We start from the raw sequence: 17,580 nt of genomic DNA, 5'->3' as shown, positions 1-17,580 counted from the left end.
TCATTTCATGGTGTCCTTTTCAATTAAATACCCGCTTTAAGCTTGGTAACAATTAGTGATGTATCACCAGTTGGTGCTGCACCGTCACCTAAGTTCCAACCTGCTGAATCAGTTAGTGCATCCGCATTGGCTTGAACGGCTTCCATTTTCACAACTAAATCATAAGAAGCATTGGTGTATTCCGTTCCCATTTCACTTTCAAAAACTAATTTATCCAATAGATTCTTCGTTGTTTCGCCTGATTTTACTGGTACTGTGTAATAGAACCAGCCATCATCTGCGTTGTAAACCCATTTATTGCTGTCTAACGCAGTCGTATTGGTCATATCTGCACTGTAGCCGATACGAATATTCGTCTTACCTAAACCGTTTTTATCTGCTTGAACGCCTTTGTTACCTGCTGCTGTTGGAATTTGATCTGCTACTGTTGCTGGTGTTACTGCTGGAAGGCCAGCCGCACTGGTAAAGCCTAAGCCACCGAAAGTGTAATCATAATCTACGCTGTAACGAACTCCGTCAGTACCAAGCAATGCGCGGCCTGTTGCTGCACCGTCTTCATCTGGTAGAGTAGATTTCGCCCAGTTAACTGCCGTATTCTTATAACCATTTTCGTAGTAACCGTACTTCACATTAGTCAAAGCAAAGTTCCAGTCTTTCGCATCAAGACTGCCATTTTCATTGCTGACCGTAATATTAAAGGTCATCGATTGATATTTGTTTTTACTTGCATCATAACCAGCATCACCAGGATTTTTCCCAGAGTTATCTGCATGGGTGAAGTATTCATACATTAGTTTAGATTCATAGCTGATTTTCTCAGCTCCAGTAACGGCATCGACTGTTTTTCCACCTTTAACTAAAAGCTTCACGTTGTCATCTGCTGGTGTTGCTAAACCAGTAATTTGGCCAGCAGGTACTTGGACAAAGCCATCTTTATACGTTTGATCCCCATTAAAGTTAATCGGCATATGTTTGTTTAAACCTGAATCATTCGCCACATAAGTATATCTTGCTCCTGTAACTGAACTTGGATCGTACTTTTCAGCACCCAATTTAGCCAAATGCTTCAAGACTTCTTCATAAGATACACGAACAAATACACTCGCTGTACCTGTGTTAGTTACGGCTACTTCTTTCGTCGCTTCCGTTCCTGGTACTAATGGTTTTGGTTCCCATGTTTCCTTTACTGTTACGCTATTGTCACTTACTGCTGCGGATTCCGCTCGGTTAATCCGTTGATCTTGCGCAGTAATCCAGGCAAACGTTCCTGATATTGCTGCAATTAAGGCTAGAGCTGCAGCTGCAGCTAATAGCTTTTTCTTCTTACTATTCTTCTTCATTTCTTTTCCTCCTGTTTCCCTTTTTCTTTTTATATAAACACCTGCAAATGCAAGTGGTTATACCCCAGTGGGATATTCATTTCTTCGATTTGCTTGTCTAGCTGGCGGTTCTGGCTGTAAAAAGTAAGCTTTGAGTACCAGGAAAAAACCGAAAACTGACAGGACGCAAATCAGACATAACCATAGATTTTCTTGCACAAAGCTTAGGACGCTGCCCATTTTAGGAATGACAAAAGTCACTTTACCGTAAATCCGATCGGCTTCAATTGGTGGATCATTGGTGTTATTGGCATCTCCTTTAGTGATAATGTAATCACCCTTTTTGCCATTTAACTCATCTAAACGACCCACCATTCTGTGCGTCAAGTAGCGATCGCTATCCCCTACTTGGAAGGTAACAATATCTCCTTCTTTGATCTGATTGCTATCTACCAGCTTGACCAAAACAATGTCGCCTGAATAGAAACCACCCTTAGGCGAGTCCGGCTGCGGTGCCATCGAATCTGTCAGTACCTGGTAAAACCGGTAGCCAAAAATCGCTGCATTGGATTTCTCACTAAAAGCAAACATTAATGAGCTGATCAAAATACCAATGGTCAACGTGTAGAAAAATAAGTTATAGAGAAACAAAAATATTTTTCGATTGGTTGATTGCTTGGCCTGCTGCAGCTGTTGTGCGCCCGATCCGGTTGCTTGCGGTTGCCTTGGCGGTCGCGGGCGTGGCGGCTCGCGAGTCCCATGACGATCATAGGCAGGACGGGGATTTCTATAGTGCTCCAGCGGTGGGCCCACTCTACTTTGTGGTCTCCTCGGTTCGCGTCGCGGGTCAACTGGACGCGGTGGTTGGTAGTATTCTCTTCGTGGTGCCTCTCGAATCGGCGGTCTGTCCTGATAGCGTGGACGCTCTCGCCGATTCTCGTAATACTCGTCGTCTTCATACCTTCTAACAGGTGGTCTATTGGAAGGGGGGCGCTCACGATACTGCGGCCGATCATCGAAATCATAGTCATAGTCTCGATCCCGGTAATCACGTTGTCTCGACATAGTTCCCCTTCTTTCATTGCGCAATTCGCTTGCCAGTAACCTGTTTAGCGGGACGCTGGGCAAGCGGCGGAATTATTTTTACTGGTTGCTTTGTTTCAGAAACTTGCAGATTCGACTTCTCAGTTTGTTCCGTGTCACTGTTTTCACTTGCTTGATTGGCTTCACTAGCTACTGTTTCAGTTTCCTTTTGATTCTCTGCTTCTTCAGAGGAATCCTCCTCTTCAGCATTTGGCTCTTTATCATAGGAAGTTAATTGATAGGTTTCAATTAAAGCATTCAGCTTTTTATCATAGGAAGTATCTGTGGCATAGCTTCCTGTTAAGGCTTTTGTTGCCTCTTGATAGGTCGCTGCCTGCTTTTTCCAAACCGCTTGATAAAAGCTGCTGTTGCCAGAAAGACCATTTTTTAGAAGAGAAGCATAATCTTCCAAGGATTCCTTATAGCTGGGATATTGGCGAAAAGACGATTGAATCGTATACAGTTGACCATTTCCTTTATCCTCTTGCGTCGCAAAGCTGACTTTCTTCCCTTGATAACTACCTTTAATTCCAAATAAGTTATGATGAGGCGGTCGTGCCAGTTGGCTATTGCCAGATCCTGTTTCCAAAATTGCTTGGGCAATCATGACAGAGGCATATAAGTCTTCCTTCCAGGCAATTTGTTGCGCATCCTTGCCAATGGTTTGGATAAACTCCTCCGTCGTCTGATTTTTGGTTACAGAAAACTGGTAGTTCTCCTCTACTTTTTCGACTGGTAAAGCTGGGGGAACCTCTTGGATCGGTTCAGGTATCACAGCGGGTTCTGCAGGAGCTTCTGTTGCTTCCTTTTCTTGACTGCTTGCTTCTATAGGCTCTTCGGGCACTTCACTACTAGATACTTCATTCGATTCTTCACTGCTGGGAAGCGTACTTTGACTTCCAGTCTTTTCTGCTGACACAGAAGATTCGGGCGTCGACACCGACTCAGAAGATTCTTTTACCGTCTGTACTAATGCCTTCTTCTCTTTTGAAGAGAGCATTGTCTTTTCCTGTAACGTATTCTGTTGCTGGACAACCCCTTTAGTTTCTGCCGAAACGGTTTCCGGTTTTTGATCTTGACAGCCAGCTAACAAAAGCGTACTTACCAGTAAAAAACTACCTAATAAAACCTTACCGTTCATCCAACCTCCGCCTCTCGCTATTGCGGGGCTGCTGAGGATTTCTTGGCCGTTTGGGCGGACGAGCAGCCATTCGCTTCAAGTTCAATAGAATCGAATGATAATGTAATGCAGTCATTCGTAAATAAATAGCTAATACCATCAGCAGCAGCAGTAGAAATAATTGGCTAACCGTAACGACATCTTGAAAATCAGTAAAATAGAAAAAGACGCCTAGGACAAACACACCCAGCAGCACTACCAAAGAGAAGAGCCAATAGACCCAATACCAAAAGGTGTACCATTCGATTTTTTCTTGTAGTGTCTTCATTTTCAGTTATTCTCCTCTTTGATGATTCCTAAAATTTGTTTTTTCGAAACGACTCCGAAGATTCGACTGTCTCTTGAAACAGTCCGGTTATCACCCATAACAAAGTAATAGCCTTCTGGAATTGGCTCCTTGTATAGGCTCTTCCAGTTGAAATCTTCCGTTCGATCAGCGAATTCATCAGCAACTGGTTTTTCGTTTACAAATAATTGTCCCTCTTTAAAATCAACTTGCTCACCAGGCAGTCCGACAATTCGTTTTAAATAAAGTTCTTCGGGATCATCAGGCGGATGCAGGACGACCACATCAAAACGCTGCGGCTGATGGTGGGCCTTTATTTGGATGACTTCTTGTTCCCGATAGGTGGGATTCATGGATTCACCACTCACAAAATACTTGGGATACAACCAGTGATAGGTACGAAACAAACCAAAAAATAGGAAGTAGCACATAACAAAAGCAGTTCCCAGCAAAAGTGGCAAAGATCTACGATGAAGGGGGCGTCTTCTTTGACCTCAGCCTGCCTCCTGCGCATCCTCAGCTGAAATATCCTTGTGCTCTCGGACGATTCTTTCAAGCACCGAGCTTTCTCCTTGGAGTAAATCAAAATAGGCAGCTTTGCTGAGCAGATTGTCGTAATCCATTTTCATTAATTTGACGTAAGGCTTTCTAAACCAAGGTCGCGCATGTACCTTTGCCCGGGATTCAATTACCTGGCATTCATAAAGAACAAAATGAATATCTCTGGTAGAAAGGTTGGCCTTGATTTGCTTCACCTGATCCCGTTCGTAAACTAATTTGTTTCCGGTCACAGTCATTTTTTCAGTTTTATTCACTAACTCACCATTCAGCTGCCACATTTGCTCTAAGAAACGTGCTTTCTGCAGCAGGTAGGTATATTCTCGTAAGCTAATCGTCAAACGCTTGTCCCAATCGCTTTCTTCTTTGTCCGACTGGTCAAAATACTTGATCCCACTATAGAACATGGAAAGCTCCAGCTTCTCAATCACCATTTCCAGCTTTTGGTTCACTGCGCGTAAGCGTGCTTTACTCTGACTTTCCTGCCGAGAATTTTCTTTTTTGACTAGATCTAATGAAGTAGTCGTCTCCTGATCCTGCTCGTCAGTTGGTTTCTCTGGTTCTTTAGATTTTTCAAAATCTTCTGAAATTTGTTGCTCCGCTAGCTCCAGCAGCAATTGTTCCGCGCGTTTCAATGCATCATTCGCCGGCAATGAATATTGCTGAGTTAAACTTTCCTCCAGACTTACTGAAAAGGGAAAATCTGTTTCATTGAACGATACAGGAACAAAATCGAACCGATAAACTTGACGACCATACTTCGGTTCTTCTGTTTGGCATCGTATCCAGGCAAATTGCGGAAAGAATTGCTGCAACGACTGCCAGAAGGTTGACCAATTAAATTTCCCCGGCTGCAGCAGCAGCTCCATATGATAGCTGCCGTTCATTAGTTTGAATAATTGATCAAAATGCTGATAAATTTTCTTCCGTTGATCACTGGTTAAGGTGCCATGAGGTGCGTACAAATATTCGCAGGCACGCTCAATTTCTTCCAACAATGGTTGAGTGATCAGTTCCTCCTGCATCATAGGCGCAGGGGTTGGATATAACGCGACTTGATTGCTGGTTTGTTTCACCGCAAGCCCATCCTTTCTACTACTCTTCATCTAACAGCGAATCACTGTTAGCCAGTAGACGAACGTAGAATTGTGTTGTTTCTTCTTGTGCTGAACGCAGTCGTTTGCGGTAATTCTTAATTTCTTGTTTCATTACCCGCAACTCTAGGGCTGCATCATGGATGACCTGTTCTGCTTCTTGTTCTGCTTGACTGCGAATTCCTTTCGCTTCGTACTCAGCCCGCTCCAAGACAGATCGTTCTTTCTTTTTAGTCTCAACTAAAATCGTCGCTAACTCCGCCTTCATTTCTTCATTAGCAGTTTGATCTTTTTTCAAGTCTTCAATTTCCTGTTGTGCTTTGATAAGCGCTTCTGCTTGTTCCTGCATGTTGCTGTCAAGCTGAGCCTTTAAATGAGCGAGCCGCTGTTTCATTTGAACCAGCTCCTGCTCTTTTTCAGTTTGTTTCTCTTGAAATTGTTGTTCTTTTTCAGTTAGGGTCGTTGCCATGTTGGTCATTTCTGCTTGCTTGACCTCTAGCTGATGCTTTAATTGAGCAACGGTCTCTTCCAAGCGTTCAACTTCTTGCTGCATTGGTGATTCCTTAGCAGGCTCTTCGTCTACTTGTGGAGGAAGCACCTCGCCTTCTTCCTCATAGCGAGAGTCATACCGATCTTCACGGGAATCGTACCGTTCCTCTGCTGAAGGAGCTGCTCTTCGTTGTGATCGCCGGTCGCCGCGTTCACTGCGATCATATTCAGAATAATTCTCGGCTGGCCGATCGTATCCTTCTTCTGGGTAACCTTCGTACCCATAATCTTCCTCATACCCCTCAGCATCGTATTCATCGTAATAGTAGTCTTCCTGATGTGGATCTTGATAAGCATCCTTTTTCTGTTTGCCAAATCCAAACATGTTCCTATTCCTCCTCGGTTACTAACCTTGCATTCTAATTTTCAAACTATGAGAAAGCTTTAACCCACCTACCAAATACGTGCTAAATAGTTGTACTTCGTGATAAAATATAAATAGATAGATGCCTCCTGCTTTCTATCTTTGAATTAAGGAAAACAGGATGACGTATCTAAAGCTTGCAATGACAGGCTTTTTTTTATGTGACGATTATTGATGACGGCTTATGCGTTTACAAAAAAAACATTCCATAACGAAAAATTCATTTTTCCACTAAAGAATTTATAAAGACAATGGTTTATTTGTCTAACCCGATATGATAGCGCTTTCTCAAAAAAGACAAAAAAACTCTTCCCCGAATCGTCTATTTGGCTTAAAAAAAAACGGCCGTTATAGATAATTCAGTTTAGCTGATTGCTTTCTCCATGCTGGAAATAGCCACTATTCTTTGAGTCAACATCGAATCTGAATAAACATCCAATGTCATTTGTGAAGAGGCATGACCTAACAGGGCACTCACTGATGGAATATCCGCACCGCTCTCTAAGCAACGCGTCGCAAACGTGTGCCGCAATTGGTGAAAATGGATTTGACCCAGATTCGCCTTTTTACGAAGTCGATGGAAGTGGTACGTCAACAATCGTGGTTCACAGGGCTTCCCATTTACTGAAAATACATAGTCATCCGTTGCATGTTTTTTGCGTTCCATCAGGGCTTCCCGGATTTTTTTCGACATTGGGATCACCCGAAGTGACGAAACACTCTTTACGGAGCTATAACTCATCTTCGTTTTTTGTCCATCCGGCATGGTTAAGCGTTGGTAAGTATTTTCAACCATGATTAAATTTTGATCAAATAAAATATTCTCCCATCTCAAAGCAGAAATTTCTCCAATTCGCATTCCTGTATGCATTGCCAGTACTACGGACAAGGCTTTCGAGCTTTTGGCCCTCTCTGCTAAGTGCTCTAATTTTCTTTGTTCCCGCTTGGAAAGTGCCCGAACCTTTTTCTTTTTTGCTTTTGGCAGCATCACATTAATACATGGATTTTTCTCGATTTTTCCCATTTGTTCCGCATTTTTTAGTGATTTGCTCAATAAACCGACAATAATTTTGATACTGCTGACAGATAACCCTTCATCCAGCCAGGTTTGAACCATTTTTTTCAACTGCTCACCATTGATTTCATGTAAGGGTGTTTCTTTTAAATGAGGCAGCAAGTAGCGATTGATTTTGTAACTGTAGCTAGAAAAGGTGGAATCCTTAACTGTAGCCTTCATTTCAACTGTCCACTGATTGATCCATTGCTGGTAGGTTAACCCGCCGGCCACCTGATAATGAGACAACAGGGCAATTTTCTTTTTCAACGGCTCAAGCTTCTCTTTTACTTCTCTGTAGGTTTTTCCGTAAATATATCCATAGCGTAATCGTCCATTTGATTTCCTTCCGATGTGATAACGACCTTCCCATCGACCATCTTTTCGTTTATAGATATTTTCTCCAGTACGCGCCATAAAATAACCAACTCCTTCGAATAGTTTGACGACGAATTTTGACGAGAATAGACAAAAAGTTTTCTAAGCTAAATCCTATGATTTCGCTCACTTTTGCTCTCTTTAACATGCGATTATAAAAAAAAGTAACAGCAAATTTTAAATTACCGTTGCTTTCTCCCATCTTTTCTTTTATAATTTTTAGAGAATAGAATACAAAGATAAAAGCATGTATCAATTATGTGACCTAAAGCTGAGATTTTTTCCTGTTTTCCTTAATTCAAAGATATTTTTCAACTTTTCTCATAATATAGAAAAATCAATGCAATGTAAAACAACTTTTTAGTATATTTGTTGTTTTGCATTGTCTTTTGTTTTCTCTAGTAAAAATAACAAACACGCAATTGGAATAGTCCCAATTTAGTTTAAAAATTACCTTTTTTCATTTATACATCTGCAAATTACATACCTTTCTCCGGAATTTTAAGTAATCAATCTTTCTATAACCTAAAAAATATTCTTAAATAAGCTCTATAAATACAACTAACTATCTGTTTCATTTTTTAATTTTAGTGATCAAATAAATTTATATTTATAACCCTTGTATACTCCAAATATTTCCGAAATTATTCCTTGGTTTTCCAACGATTATTAAATCATTCTCTCACTTAGTAATATTTAATTATATTTAGCAGAAGGATCATTGTATTCCCAAAATTTCTCTGTTCCCCCTTGGACTGAACCTCTCCAATTGAGCGTATGTAAAAGCACCTAGCTAGTCCCAACAATCGAGACTTACTAGGTGCCTCATAGAGAACACAAAAAAACCAGAAGGTATCTGTAAAAAGATCCTTCCGGTTCACTGTTTATTTTGGATATTTGATACTGCTGCGGATCGCCATACTGGCACTCATTCCACCAATAATAATCGCCAATAAAATGTTGGCGCCAATAATACACGGTACTAAGGTTGAAAAGCCCATCCAATTATAACCTATAGGTATACGAACCCAATTTGTTACGAAACGATGATAGCCACCTAGTGCTATTGCTCCAGCTACTAAACCACCTAATCCAGTAAGCAACACGCTTTGAAGGAAGAATGGTCGATAAATGTATCCTCTAGTTGCCCCTAGCAAGGTTCGTGTTCGAATCTCTTCCTGACGTGTTTTGATACTCATCAGCAGAGTGGCAAAGAGGATTAAGCCGGTAAAGAGCAAAGTGATTGCTAGTATGACAAAGCCTGCGACCTGTACACTTCTTAGACCAGACAACAGGTTATCCGCTGCTTCATCGCCGTAGGTAGCCTGAAATACATCTGGCAGCTGACGAATTTGCCGCAACGTTGCTTGAATCTGTGAGTTGTCAGCAACCTCTACTGTTAATTGGTCATACAGCGGATTCGTATCTCCCTCCAGCATTTCAAAAGCACTACCGTATTGCTCCACCATTTGCTTCATGCCCTCATCCTTTGAAACAAAGGTGACATTAGTAATATTTCCTAAGCTTTGAATCCCCTGCTCCAACTCTTGAATACGCGGCTCATCTGCTGTGGCATTCACAAATACTTGAATTTGGATATTTTCCTTGGCCTGCTGTGAAAAGTGATTAATATTCAGCAAAAGAACCACTAGTAAGCTAAAGAAAAGTAAAGAAATCGCTGCTACTAGCCAGCTCATAATTGAAAGAAAACGATGCCGCGAAATGTTTTGCCAGCTTTCTTTCCAAAGTTTTTTTATTCGGTAACGAAACATCTTTTCCCTCCTTTAACAATACCGCTTCCGGCATACATTGAAACTTACTTCTAGATAAGAATGTATCAAACTCTTACGCCAGATATAGCCGTACTTTGCTATATTTTCCTTACTTTAAAGCTAGAATTTTTATTTGTTCTAAATTATGACAACATCCTATTAAATTATTATCGTATGAATTCTTCTTGATTGTCAACCCTTTTTCCAGCTTTTACCTCAAACAAAAAAACGACAAGAAATGGATTAGATTTCTTGTCGTCGAAGGTTTAAATTTCTTCTGGATCAATTTCTGGTGCTTTATGAAACTTGATTAGTTCATTGATGATGATTGGTACAAAGGATAAGACAATCGCAATCATCCAATGCGTTAAACCAATTGGTACTAGGTTAAACAGCTCTTGCGTAATTGGTACTAACGCAATCACTGTGGTAATGCTTATAGCTAATAAAGCCATTTGTGCCAACGATTTATTGGTTAATAGATTCACCTGGAAGATCGATTTGCTGCTGCGGACATTAAAGACATGCAGGATCGATGAGTACGCCAAAACTAAGAAGGCTACAGTTTGCCCCACTTCAATGCTTGGTGCGATCCAATGGCTGACTTCATTAACAAATGCACCAACATAAAAACCAATCAAGGTAACAATCGTAAAGATCGTCGCATTCAACGCAATCTTTTGCCACAATCCACGAGCAAAGATCCCCTCATCATGAGGAATCGGTTTTTCATCCATAATACCTTTTTCAGCTGGTTCACGACCAAGAGCAAATCCTGGAAGACCATCAGCTACTACGTTTACATACAATAATTGAACGGCAGTAAAAGGTGCTCCCCAACCTAGCAGCATGGCAATTAATACGATAAAGATTTCTGAGATATTACAGCTCAACAGGAAGTTGATCGCTTTACGAATATTTTGATAAACAGAACGGCCTCGAGCAACAGCATCGACAATCGTTGCAAAGTTGTCATCAGTCAATACCATGTCAGCAGCACCTTTAGCTACATCAGTACCAGTAATCCCCATGGCTGCTCCGACATTACTTGCTTTCAATGCAGGTGCATCATTGACTCCATCACCGGTCATCGCAACAACTGCACCGCTTCGTTGCCAAGCTTTTACAATTCGAATTTTATCTTCTGGTGTCACTCGAGCATAAACAGATAAATGTCTCACTTGCTCATCTAATTCTTCATCAGTCATTTTTTGTAATTGGGCGCCAGAAATAGCTTCCTTGCGCGAGGCCATGATCCCTAATTCTTTGGCTATCGCACCGGCAGTTACTACGTGGTCCCCTGTAATCATGACTGTCTTGATTCCCGCTTTTTTGGCACGGGCAATCGCTGGTTTTGATTCTGGGCGTGGTGGATCAATCATCCCGATTAAGCCCATTAAGTGCAGATCTTTTTCTAATGCTTCTGAAGTAATCTCTTTTGGTTCTTCATCATGGATCGCATACCCTACTGCAATTACGCGTAAAGCCTTTTTACCAAATCGGTCATTCACTACAGCTGCCTGATCTACATCACCGTAATGGAATTTAGGAAGTAGTACGTCAAATGCCCCTTTAGTAATCGACATATATTTCTTTCCGCGCTTATGTACGGTCGTCATCATTTTACGGTCAGAATCAAAAGGTATTTCAGCAATCCGGGGATACTTTTCTTCCAATTCAGCTTTGGTATGATAGTTTTCTTCGACCGCACGAACAATAGCAGCTTCAGTTGGATTCCCTTTGACAAGCAATTCGTTGTCTTCAGTTTCAACGATGACATCACTATTGAGAGCGGCAATACTTAGTACTTCCATCGCTTCATCGGTCATACCTTCTTCGGTATCGACCACGGAATCTCCACGCGTCCATACACGGCGGACACGCATTCTATTTTGGGTAAGGGTTCCGGTTTTATCCGACAAGATCACGTCGGCAGAACCTAATGTTTCAACTGCGGGTAATTTACGGATAATGGCATTTTTCTTCGCCATCTTCTGAACGCCATAAGCAAGGGTTAAAGTAACGATAACCGTTAGTGTCTCTGGAACAGCGGCAACGGCTAATGAAACTGAGGTGATGAACATTTCTAATACAGGTTCTCCCTGCAGTTCACCAATAATGAATACTAAAGCTGCGGCAGCTAACGCGATAATACTAATGCGTTTCCCAAGCTGATTTAAACGTTGTTGTAATGGTGTTTTCTGTTCATGATCTTGATTCAGCAGACCAGCAATTTTTCCCATTTCAGTCTGCATACCAGTAGCAGTAATCACGGCTTTTCCGCGACCATTTACGACGGTAGATCCTTTATAAATCATATTCAGACGATCACCTAACGAATCGTCTTCCTGCGTTTCATAATCTGACTCTTTCATGACTGGTTCACTTTCACCAGTTAAACCTGATTCCTCTACTCGCAGCTGCGAAGCCTCAATGAGTCGGGCGTCTGCGGTAATCAGCGCGCCAGATTCTAACAGAACAATATCACCTGGTACAAGTTTTTCAGCATCAATTTCTTCTACTTTTCCATCACGCATTACTCGCGAGGTTTGTTTGTTCATGTCCTGTAAAGCAGATAATGCCTTTTCAGCGTTTCCTTCTTGCACAATCGATAAAACGGCATTGATCACAACAATGGCAATAATCAAGAAACTCTCGAAATAATCTCCGTGATCTGTGGCGATTGCCGTGTATAGCGAAATGACCGCTGCGACTAATAAGATAATCGTAGTAAAGTCCGATAGGCTACGGAAAAACTTCTTAGCAACCGATTCTTTTTTCGCTTCCTCAAACTTATTTTCACCGTTATTTTTAAGTCTTTTTTCAACTTCTTGAGATGTCAAACCGTTATCGAAATCCGTGTTGAATTCCTTCTTTATTTCATCAATCGTCTTTTTGTATGGTTCCATCCTATTCCTCCTTTGCGTTATAAAAACTCACTCTCTTTACTTACTATAACATAGTTTCTACGTGAAACTCAATGAATATAACTTGAAAACTGACCATAAAGCAGCAAAAATCTATCTTAAAATAACCAAGTGTAAACGCTTCCCAAAACTATAATTCTGTGCTATTATATAGATACAAGGAAGGAGGATAGTTGTTATTCGAAGAATTTCTCGATAGATTATGTAGAAGAAAAAAGTAAACAGTAAAGTTGTTCGTAATACCAGATTCACCAAGTATGCAACATGATATGTGTAGAGTATTTTCTTATAAGTAGTGAATGCGTATCAGTAGTTGAATAAAGAATCAAAAGTAAGTAATAAGCGATACGTAAGAATAGAACGTAAGTAAAACTGAATAGTGTGAAAAAAAGTAATATAAGCAAGATTTATGTTTATGATCTAGAAATTCGTTTAAATACTTTACATGTATATGAAGTAAAGAAGTAAGCAAATTCGAATAACAAATCCTTCCGAAGCAACACAAAGCCAGGCTTATCGAGAGCCTGGCTTTTTTGTGTGTAGTTACAGTATGTTAAACAGTATTGATTTAACATACTGTAAAAATCGGATATTGAAAATTTGTACTGGATCGTAGTATTTTAAAGGTCGATTTTAGCCATTTTTTAAGCCACTTTGACAAAAGAAATGAGCAATATTAGTTATCCTTCTTTATCCCTATCTATAAGAGATAGGTCATTGTTAGTATTTAGTTTAATTAGGTGGCAGAGCAAAAAGCTGGTAGAGCAATATATGCTGCTTGTTCTAATTGGAGACTCCTCTATAATTCAAAAGCTTCTGTCCGTTTTTAAAATAGAGTATCTGTATGTTTCTACTCTATTCATCTTTACGAAAAAATATGCTGTTTGAGAAAGATGGCGATGCATTTAGCCATGCATCTAATGTACTCCGCTGTCGAACACACCAGAAAAACATCTCTTGTAATAAATATCCCTTTCTAAATTTTCCGAAAATATAGCGTTTATTGAGACTTAGAGCAGAAAAACTGATTCGTCACCAGTACAAACTAAAAAATCCTTATTGCACTTTAGTATTTATCTTATTCGTTTTAGTGTTTTCTAGGCTTTTGAATAAAGAGTATTATTTGAAAATGAAGTGTCTATTTGAAACAAGCAGGTATCTATTCAACAAAAGTTTCTTTATTTATAACTTCAGCACTTATTCTGTTAGAGACCCCGTGGCTGGTGAATCACTAAAGATCACAGAAGAAGCATACAGGACCAATTTCCCCTGAATTCAGGAATACTTTTCCTATTTATTTGAAAGATACTGCATACTAAATACATATAAGATTTTTAAGCCAAGAATGCTATTCACAAGGAGTTGTATCTGTTGAAAAACAATATCAGGGACATTTCAAAAACTATAGTCTTTTTCAGTCTTTTCGTTTTAATAGGAGATCTACTATTTCTAAAAAAATTTTCCTTTCATGAATATTTAAAAACAATACTATTTTTCGCTGTTGCTTTTGGTGGAGTTAATCTTCTTTACCTTCTTTTCGTAAATATAAAAAACAAACGCAATCAATAATCTGATTGCGTTTGTTTCATTAACCTTTTATACCTTTGTCCATCCGTTTACTGGTTTTTTATTATACCCCCAGTGAACACATGAACCAAGAAAACCAACAAGGGCACCACCTAGATTTCCAGTTGCGTATCCGCCTACAGTATTGATAACACAAGTTGCATCCGTACCACTTCCACCAATAGTTTGTTGCATTTCTTGAACAGACAATGTTTTTACATTTTGCACGATTCAACACGCTCCTATTTATTTATTTTTGTTTCCCATTGAAACTTACCACAATTTATTTACCTGCTGGAAAATCAATCCGGAAACACAGGATGATCGTTCCTGAACGAAAAAATTTGAAAGGTATCAGTGAATCAATTATTCTCTTTCGATTAATTGTTGATTTTTCTTTGAGTCACCAGACTTTGCTCACTAAAAAAAGCCAACAAGATTTTGCTGGCTCGTTGATTGAAAAAATCAATCATTCAACTCTTTGATTTTTTCAATAGTTTTCTTTTGGACAGAATTTTTTGCACTGGTTAAGACCGCAATTAGATTCGCTTCTTGATGATTTTCATCGTAAGCATGACCAATACTTTGAATATAGCTCTGCCGCAATTCGCTAGCTACATTGATCTTCACTACATTGTAGGCTTTCATTTTCTGCAGCTGCTCGGAAGCAATCCCTGAACCACCATGGATAACCAGTGGAATAGGAGATTCTTTTTCGATCTCTGCTAATAAATCAAAATCAATACAAGGCTCTTCAGCCATTCCATGTACATTTCCTACTGAAACTGCAAGTAGATCACAGCCTGTTCGCTCAACAAACTCCTTCACCTGCTTTGGATCAGTCTTGCAATCCGCCTCATTGACATGATCATCCTCTTTTCCTTTGATCGCGCCTAATTCCGCCTCTACAGGAATGCCATAAGCTCTCGCAAAATCAACTGCCTCTTTGGTATAGCGAATATTTTTTTCAAAATCAAACTCAGCTCCATCAATCATTACTGAAGTAAACCCTGCTCGAACCGCTGCTTTGAAGTCTTCCATCTTTTTGCCATGATCTAAATGCAGGGCTACCGGCGTATCCATTAACTTAGCTTTGCGTTCTACCATCTCCACGATTCCTTCGTAACTTGCTAACTCAATATTTGAAGGAGCGATTTGGATGAAGCTTGGAATCTTCGTTTCTTCAATCGCTTCTAAAATTCCTACGGTTGTTTCCAAATTGGTTGTATTAAAAGCACCGCCCATTACCTGTTGCTCTTGAATAAATCTTACTAATAACTTGCCGTTAACTAATGGCATTTTTGTTCACTCTCCTTACGTTATCTTAACGCTCCTAGTAAATCCGTCAGCAGTTCATTTTTATTTTCTGATAATGCCAACGTACTGGAAATCCCTGTTCCTTGAGCACCTAATCTGAGTAAGCGTCGAACATCTTTACCACAAGTAATCCCCGCACCCTCCATGATCAAGATTTCAGAGTTCACTGCCCGCACTGCCGCAATCGTCTCAGCAATGTAGGATTCATCACTCACTGTTCCAGTACCTACTAAACAATCCGGTTCGCATAAGATGATATCAGGATCTAAAGTGGCAATTGCTGCTGATTCCTCTGGTGTATCTGCACAGGCAATGGTGATAATTCCTAATTCCTTTGCTCGCTTGATTGTCGTACTCAATTCTTTAATAGTTAATGGATGTTCCATGTGATTCAAGAAAGTTGCCTCAACACCATTTGCTTTTAAAGACTCTAAGGGGGTTCTCCCCATTCCTCTCCCCAATCCATTAGCATCTGCCGTTTGTGCCGTCACAATCACATGTTCAGTATTTTGCACGATGTTCACCAACTCAGCCGCTGGTGCTACAAAAAAGATAGAAGATTCATGTTTTTCGGCTAATTCGTCCGTCATTTTTGCTAATTCTATTAGTTCGTTACCTACTAAGTAAGATTTAGGGCTAACTGTAAAAAAGGGAGGAGTTATTTGTTCACGCTTCATATCTTTCTCTCCTTTCCTTTTTGATCAAAGCATCCGAAAAACTGATGAATGCTTGATAGTTTTTTTTGTATTTTTTTATCAGCGTCTCTTCTGGTATCGTTTTATGCAGCTCATTTTCTAAGTCAGGAAATTCATTGAATAAATGATAGTATGCCAGCATTGCTGCACCACAGCTCGCTTCACGTGCAGTTTGATTGACAGTAACTGTTGTATTAAAGACATTGGCGAAAATTTGCGGCCAAATTTTACTTTTCGCGCCACCACCAATCAACAAAATATCCCGTTTTAGTTCTGGCTGCATTTGTTGCATCAAGCGTTTCATCGCAAAAGCAACGCCTTCATAAACTGCTAATGAAAAGTTTGTTTGATCGTGGTTCAAAGTAATTCCGTAAAAAGCACCACAAAGATCAGATTCCTTGAAAAGTGTTTTATCACCATTCAAATAAGGAAAGAAAAGCACTTGATTCTCTCCTAATTGTTGCTCCAATTGATCTTCAAATTGTGTAACATCCTGTTGAATGATTTTTTTGGACCACCAATCAATTACTTTTGCCCCACTCTGCAATGCTCCTTGAGTGATTACACGTTGATCGTTTGTTGAAATTTTAGCAAGTATGTTTTTTCCGGTATTCAACCATTGACCTTTTTGATTCGTCAAAATCACCACGCCAGATGTCCCCAGCGAAATAATTGGCTGATTCTGATTTTGGTTGGCAATTGCAGAAGCAACATTGTCTCCTGTCCCCATAACTACAGGGATAGCTGCTTCTGCCTCAATTCCTAACAACGATAAATCTAGATTCCCAGCAAAATCAGACGCAAACTTCACTTCCGGAAAAATTTCTGAGGGAAGCTGAAAGGTATTTATTACTTCAGATGACCATTGTTCTGAAACAACATCATAGAGACTGCTAGTAGAAGCATCACAATAGTCAGTCGCTAATTTGCCCGTTAAAACATACCGAACATAATCCTTAGCAATCAGCAGCTTGCCTAATTTCTGATAGTTTTCGGGTTCATACGTCTTTAGCCAAATCAAGTTGGCAAGCGGACTCCCGGTTGATAAGATAGAAAAGATATTTTCTGTTTGCTTCACTCTTGGCAGCTTCATTTTGATCTCTTCTACAATGTCTACCGTTCGTTTGTCATTCCACATGATCGCTGGGCGAAATGGTTGATTCGCCTGATCTAAGAAAACGGTCGTATGCATTTGTCCGGTAAGTCCGACGCCCTTCACTTGTCGATAAGGAATGCTTTCAAAAATCTGTGACAACTGCTCTAGAACGTGAGTTGACCAGATCGTTGGATCGATCTCCGTCCAGCCATCTGTTGTCGAGACATATTCATAACCGCTGCTGTATTCCTCAATTAACCTGAAATTATCGCTATAGACTACTGTCTTTATTGAGGATGTTCCGATATCAATGCCGATAAAGTAATTCTCCTTCGCCATTGG

At 40.2% G+C, this 17,580-nt stretch carries 14 protein-coding genes; all 14 read right to left on the bottom strand.

Annotated features, from left to right (window positions below; genetic code table 11):
* Positions 1-23: 23 nt before the first annotated feature.
* Positions 24-1,340 (bottom strand): hypothetical protein, encoded by a 1,317-nt coding sequence (locus IGI46_RS06515; RefSeq protein WP_429962532.1) that lies wholly within the window; start codon positions 1,338-1,340, stop codon positions 24-26.
* A 57-nt stretch (positions 1,341-1,397) separates the two neighbouring features.
* Positions 1,398-2,384 carry a signal peptidase I gene (locus tag IGI46_RS06510; RefSeq protein ID WP_429962531.1) on the bottom strand — a complete coding sequence of 329 codons (987 nt, stop codon included), beginning with the start codon at positions 2,382-2,384 and terminating at the stop codon, positions 1,398-1,400.
* 13 nt (positions 2,385-2,397) lie between these two features.
* Positions 2,398-3,543 (bottom strand): glucosaminidase domain-containing protein, encoded by a 1,146-nt coding sequence (locus tag IGI46_RS06505; RefSeq protein ID WP_429962530.1) that lies wholly within the window; start codon positions 3,541-3,543, stop codon positions 2,398-2,400.
* On the bottom strand, positions 3,533-3,850 hold the full coding sequence (locus IGI46_RS06500) for a hypothetical protein (protein WP_010760231.1): 318 nt from the start codon (positions 3,848-3,850) through the stop codon (positions 3,533-3,535). Before IGI46_RS06500 ends, IGI46_RS06505 begins: the two co-directional genes overlap by 11 nt.
* Before the next feature lie 2 nt (positions 3,851-3,852).
* Entirely contained in the window at positions 3,853-4,275 is a 423-nt protein-coding gene (gene lepB / locus IGI46_RS06495; RefSeq protein ID WP_429973143.1) for a signal peptidase I, read from the bottom strand.
* 87 nt (positions 4,276-4,362) lie between these two features.
* Positions 4,363-5,502: a hypothetical protein gene (locus IGI46_RS06490; protein ID WP_429973951.1), complete on the bottom strand. Its 1,140-nt coding sequence runs from the start codon at positions 5,500-5,502 to the stop codon at positions 4,363-4,365.
* A gap of 19 nt (positions 5,503-5,521) precedes the next feature.
* Positions 5,522-6,394 carry a hypothetical protein gene (locus IGI46_RS06485; RefSeq protein ID WP_429962527.1) on the bottom strand — a complete coding sequence of 291 codons (873 nt, stop codon included), beginning with the start codon at positions 6,392-6,394 and terminating at the stop codon, positions 5,522-5,524.
* Between the two features lie 403 nt (positions 6,395-6,797).
* Positions 6,798-7,904, bottom strand: coding sequence for a tyrosine-type recombinase/integrase (locus tag IGI46_RS06480; RefSeq protein ID WP_429973142.1), 1,107 nt, complete (start codon positions 7,902-7,904; stop codon positions 6,798-6,800).
* A gap of 845 nt (positions 7,905-8,749) precedes the next feature.
* On the bottom strand, positions 8,750-9,637 hold the full coding sequence (locus IGI46_RS06475; protein WP_429973141.1) for a permease-like cell division protein FtsX: 888 nt from the start codon (positions 9,635-9,637) through the stop codon (positions 8,750-8,752).
* A gap of 266 nt (positions 9,638-9,903) precedes the next feature.
* On the bottom strand, positions 9,904-12,546 hold the full coding sequence (locus tag IGI46_RS06470; protein ID WP_429973140.1) for a calcium-translocating P-type ATPase, PMCA-type: 2,643 nt from the start codon (positions 12,544-12,546) through the stop codon (positions 9,904-9,906).
* A 1,614-nt stretch (positions 12,547-14,160) separates the two neighbouring features.
* Positions 14,161-14,325, bottom strand: a complete 165-nt coding sequence (locus tag IGI46_RS06465) for a hypothetical protein (RefSeq protein WP_429973139.1) — start codon at positions 14,323-14,325, stop codon at positions 14,161-14,163.
* A 270-nt stretch (positions 14,326-14,595) separates the two neighbouring features.
* On the bottom strand, positions 14,596-15,429 hold the full coding sequence (locus IGI46_RS06460) for a class II aldolase (RefSeq protein ID WP_429973138.1): 834 nt from the start codon (positions 15,427-15,429) through the stop codon (positions 14,596-14,598).
* A 20-nt stretch (positions 15,430-15,449) separates the two neighbouring features.
* Positions 15,450-16,124: a triose-phosphate isomerase gene (locus IGI46_RS06455; protein WP_010756536.1), complete on the bottom strand. Its 675-nt coding sequence runs from the start codon at positions 16,122-16,124 to the stop codon at positions 15,450-15,452.
* On the bottom strand, positions 16,114-17,577 hold the full coding sequence (locus IGI46_RS06450) for a xylulokinase (RefSeq protein ID WP_429973137.1): 1,464 nt from the start codon (positions 17,575-17,577) through the stop codon (positions 16,114-16,116). The genes IGI46_RS06455 and IGI46_RS06450 overlap by 11 nt, the downstream gene beginning before the upstream one ends.
* Between the last annotated feature and the right edge of the window lie 3 nt (positions 17,578-17,580).

It is taken from the genome of Enterococcus sp. AZ163 (assembly GCF_050498925.1).
In the GTDB taxonomy this organism is placed as follows: Bacteria; Bacillota; Bacilli; order Lactobacillales; family Enterococcaceae; genus Enterococcus_A; species Enterococcus_A ferrettii.
This window is presented reverse-complemented; position numbering and strand designations above follow the sequence as displayed.

What these genes read in the sequence shown, in the direction of transcription:
- IGI46_RS06505 (WP_429962530.1), bottom strand. Translation starts at nt 3,543, where the DNA reads ATGAACGGTAAGGTTTTATTAGGTAGTTTTTTACTGGTAAGTACGCTT.
- IGI46_RS06510 (WP_429962531.1), bottom strand. Translation starts at nt 2,384, where the DNA reads ATGTCGAGACAACGTGATTACCGGGATCGAGACTATGACTATGATTTC.
- IGI46_RS06515 (WP_429962532.1), bottom strand. Translation starts at nt 1,340, where the DNA reads ATGAAGAAGAATAGTAAGAAGAAAAAGCTATTAGCTGCAGCTGCAGCT.
- IGI46_RS06450 (WP_429973137.1), bottom strand. Translation starts at nt 17,577, where the DNA reads ATGGCGAAGGAGAATTACTTTATCGGCATTGATATCGGAACATCCTCA.
- IGI46_RS06470 (WP_429973140.1), bottom strand. Translation starts at nt 12,546, where the DNA reads ATGGAACCATACAAAAAGACGATTGATGAAATAAAGAAGGAATTCAAC.
- IGI46_RS06480 (WP_429973142.1), bottom strand. Translation starts at nt 7,904, where the DNA reads ATGGCGCGTACTGGAGAAAATATCTATAAACGAAAAGATGGTCGATGG.
- IGI46_RS06485 (WP_429962527.1), bottom strand. Translation starts at nt 6,394, where the DNA reads ATGTTTGGATTTGGCAAACAGAAAAAGGATGCTTATCAAGATCCACAT.
- IGI46_RS06500 (WP_010760231.1), bottom strand. Translation starts at nt 3,850, where the DNA reads ATGAAGACACTACAAGAAAAAATCGAATGGTACACCTTTTGGTATTGG.
- IGI46_RS06455 (WP_010756536.1), bottom strand. Translation starts at nt 16,124, where the DNA reads ATGAAGCGTGAACAAATAACTCCTCCCTTTTTTACAGTTAGCCCTAAA.
- IGI46_RS06475 (WP_429973141.1), bottom strand. Translation starts at nt 9,637, where the DNA reads ATGTTTCGTTACCGAATAAAAAAACTTTGGAAAGAAAGCTGGCAAAAC.
- IGI46_RS06460 (WP_429973138.1), bottom strand. Translation starts at nt 15,429, where the DNA reads ATGCCATTAGTTAACGGCAAGTTATTAGTAAGATTTATTCAAGAGCAA.
- IGI46_RS06465 (WP_429973139.1), bottom strand. Translation starts at nt 14,325, where the DNA reads ATGCAACAAACTATTGGTGGAAGTGGTACGGATGCAACTTGTGTTATC.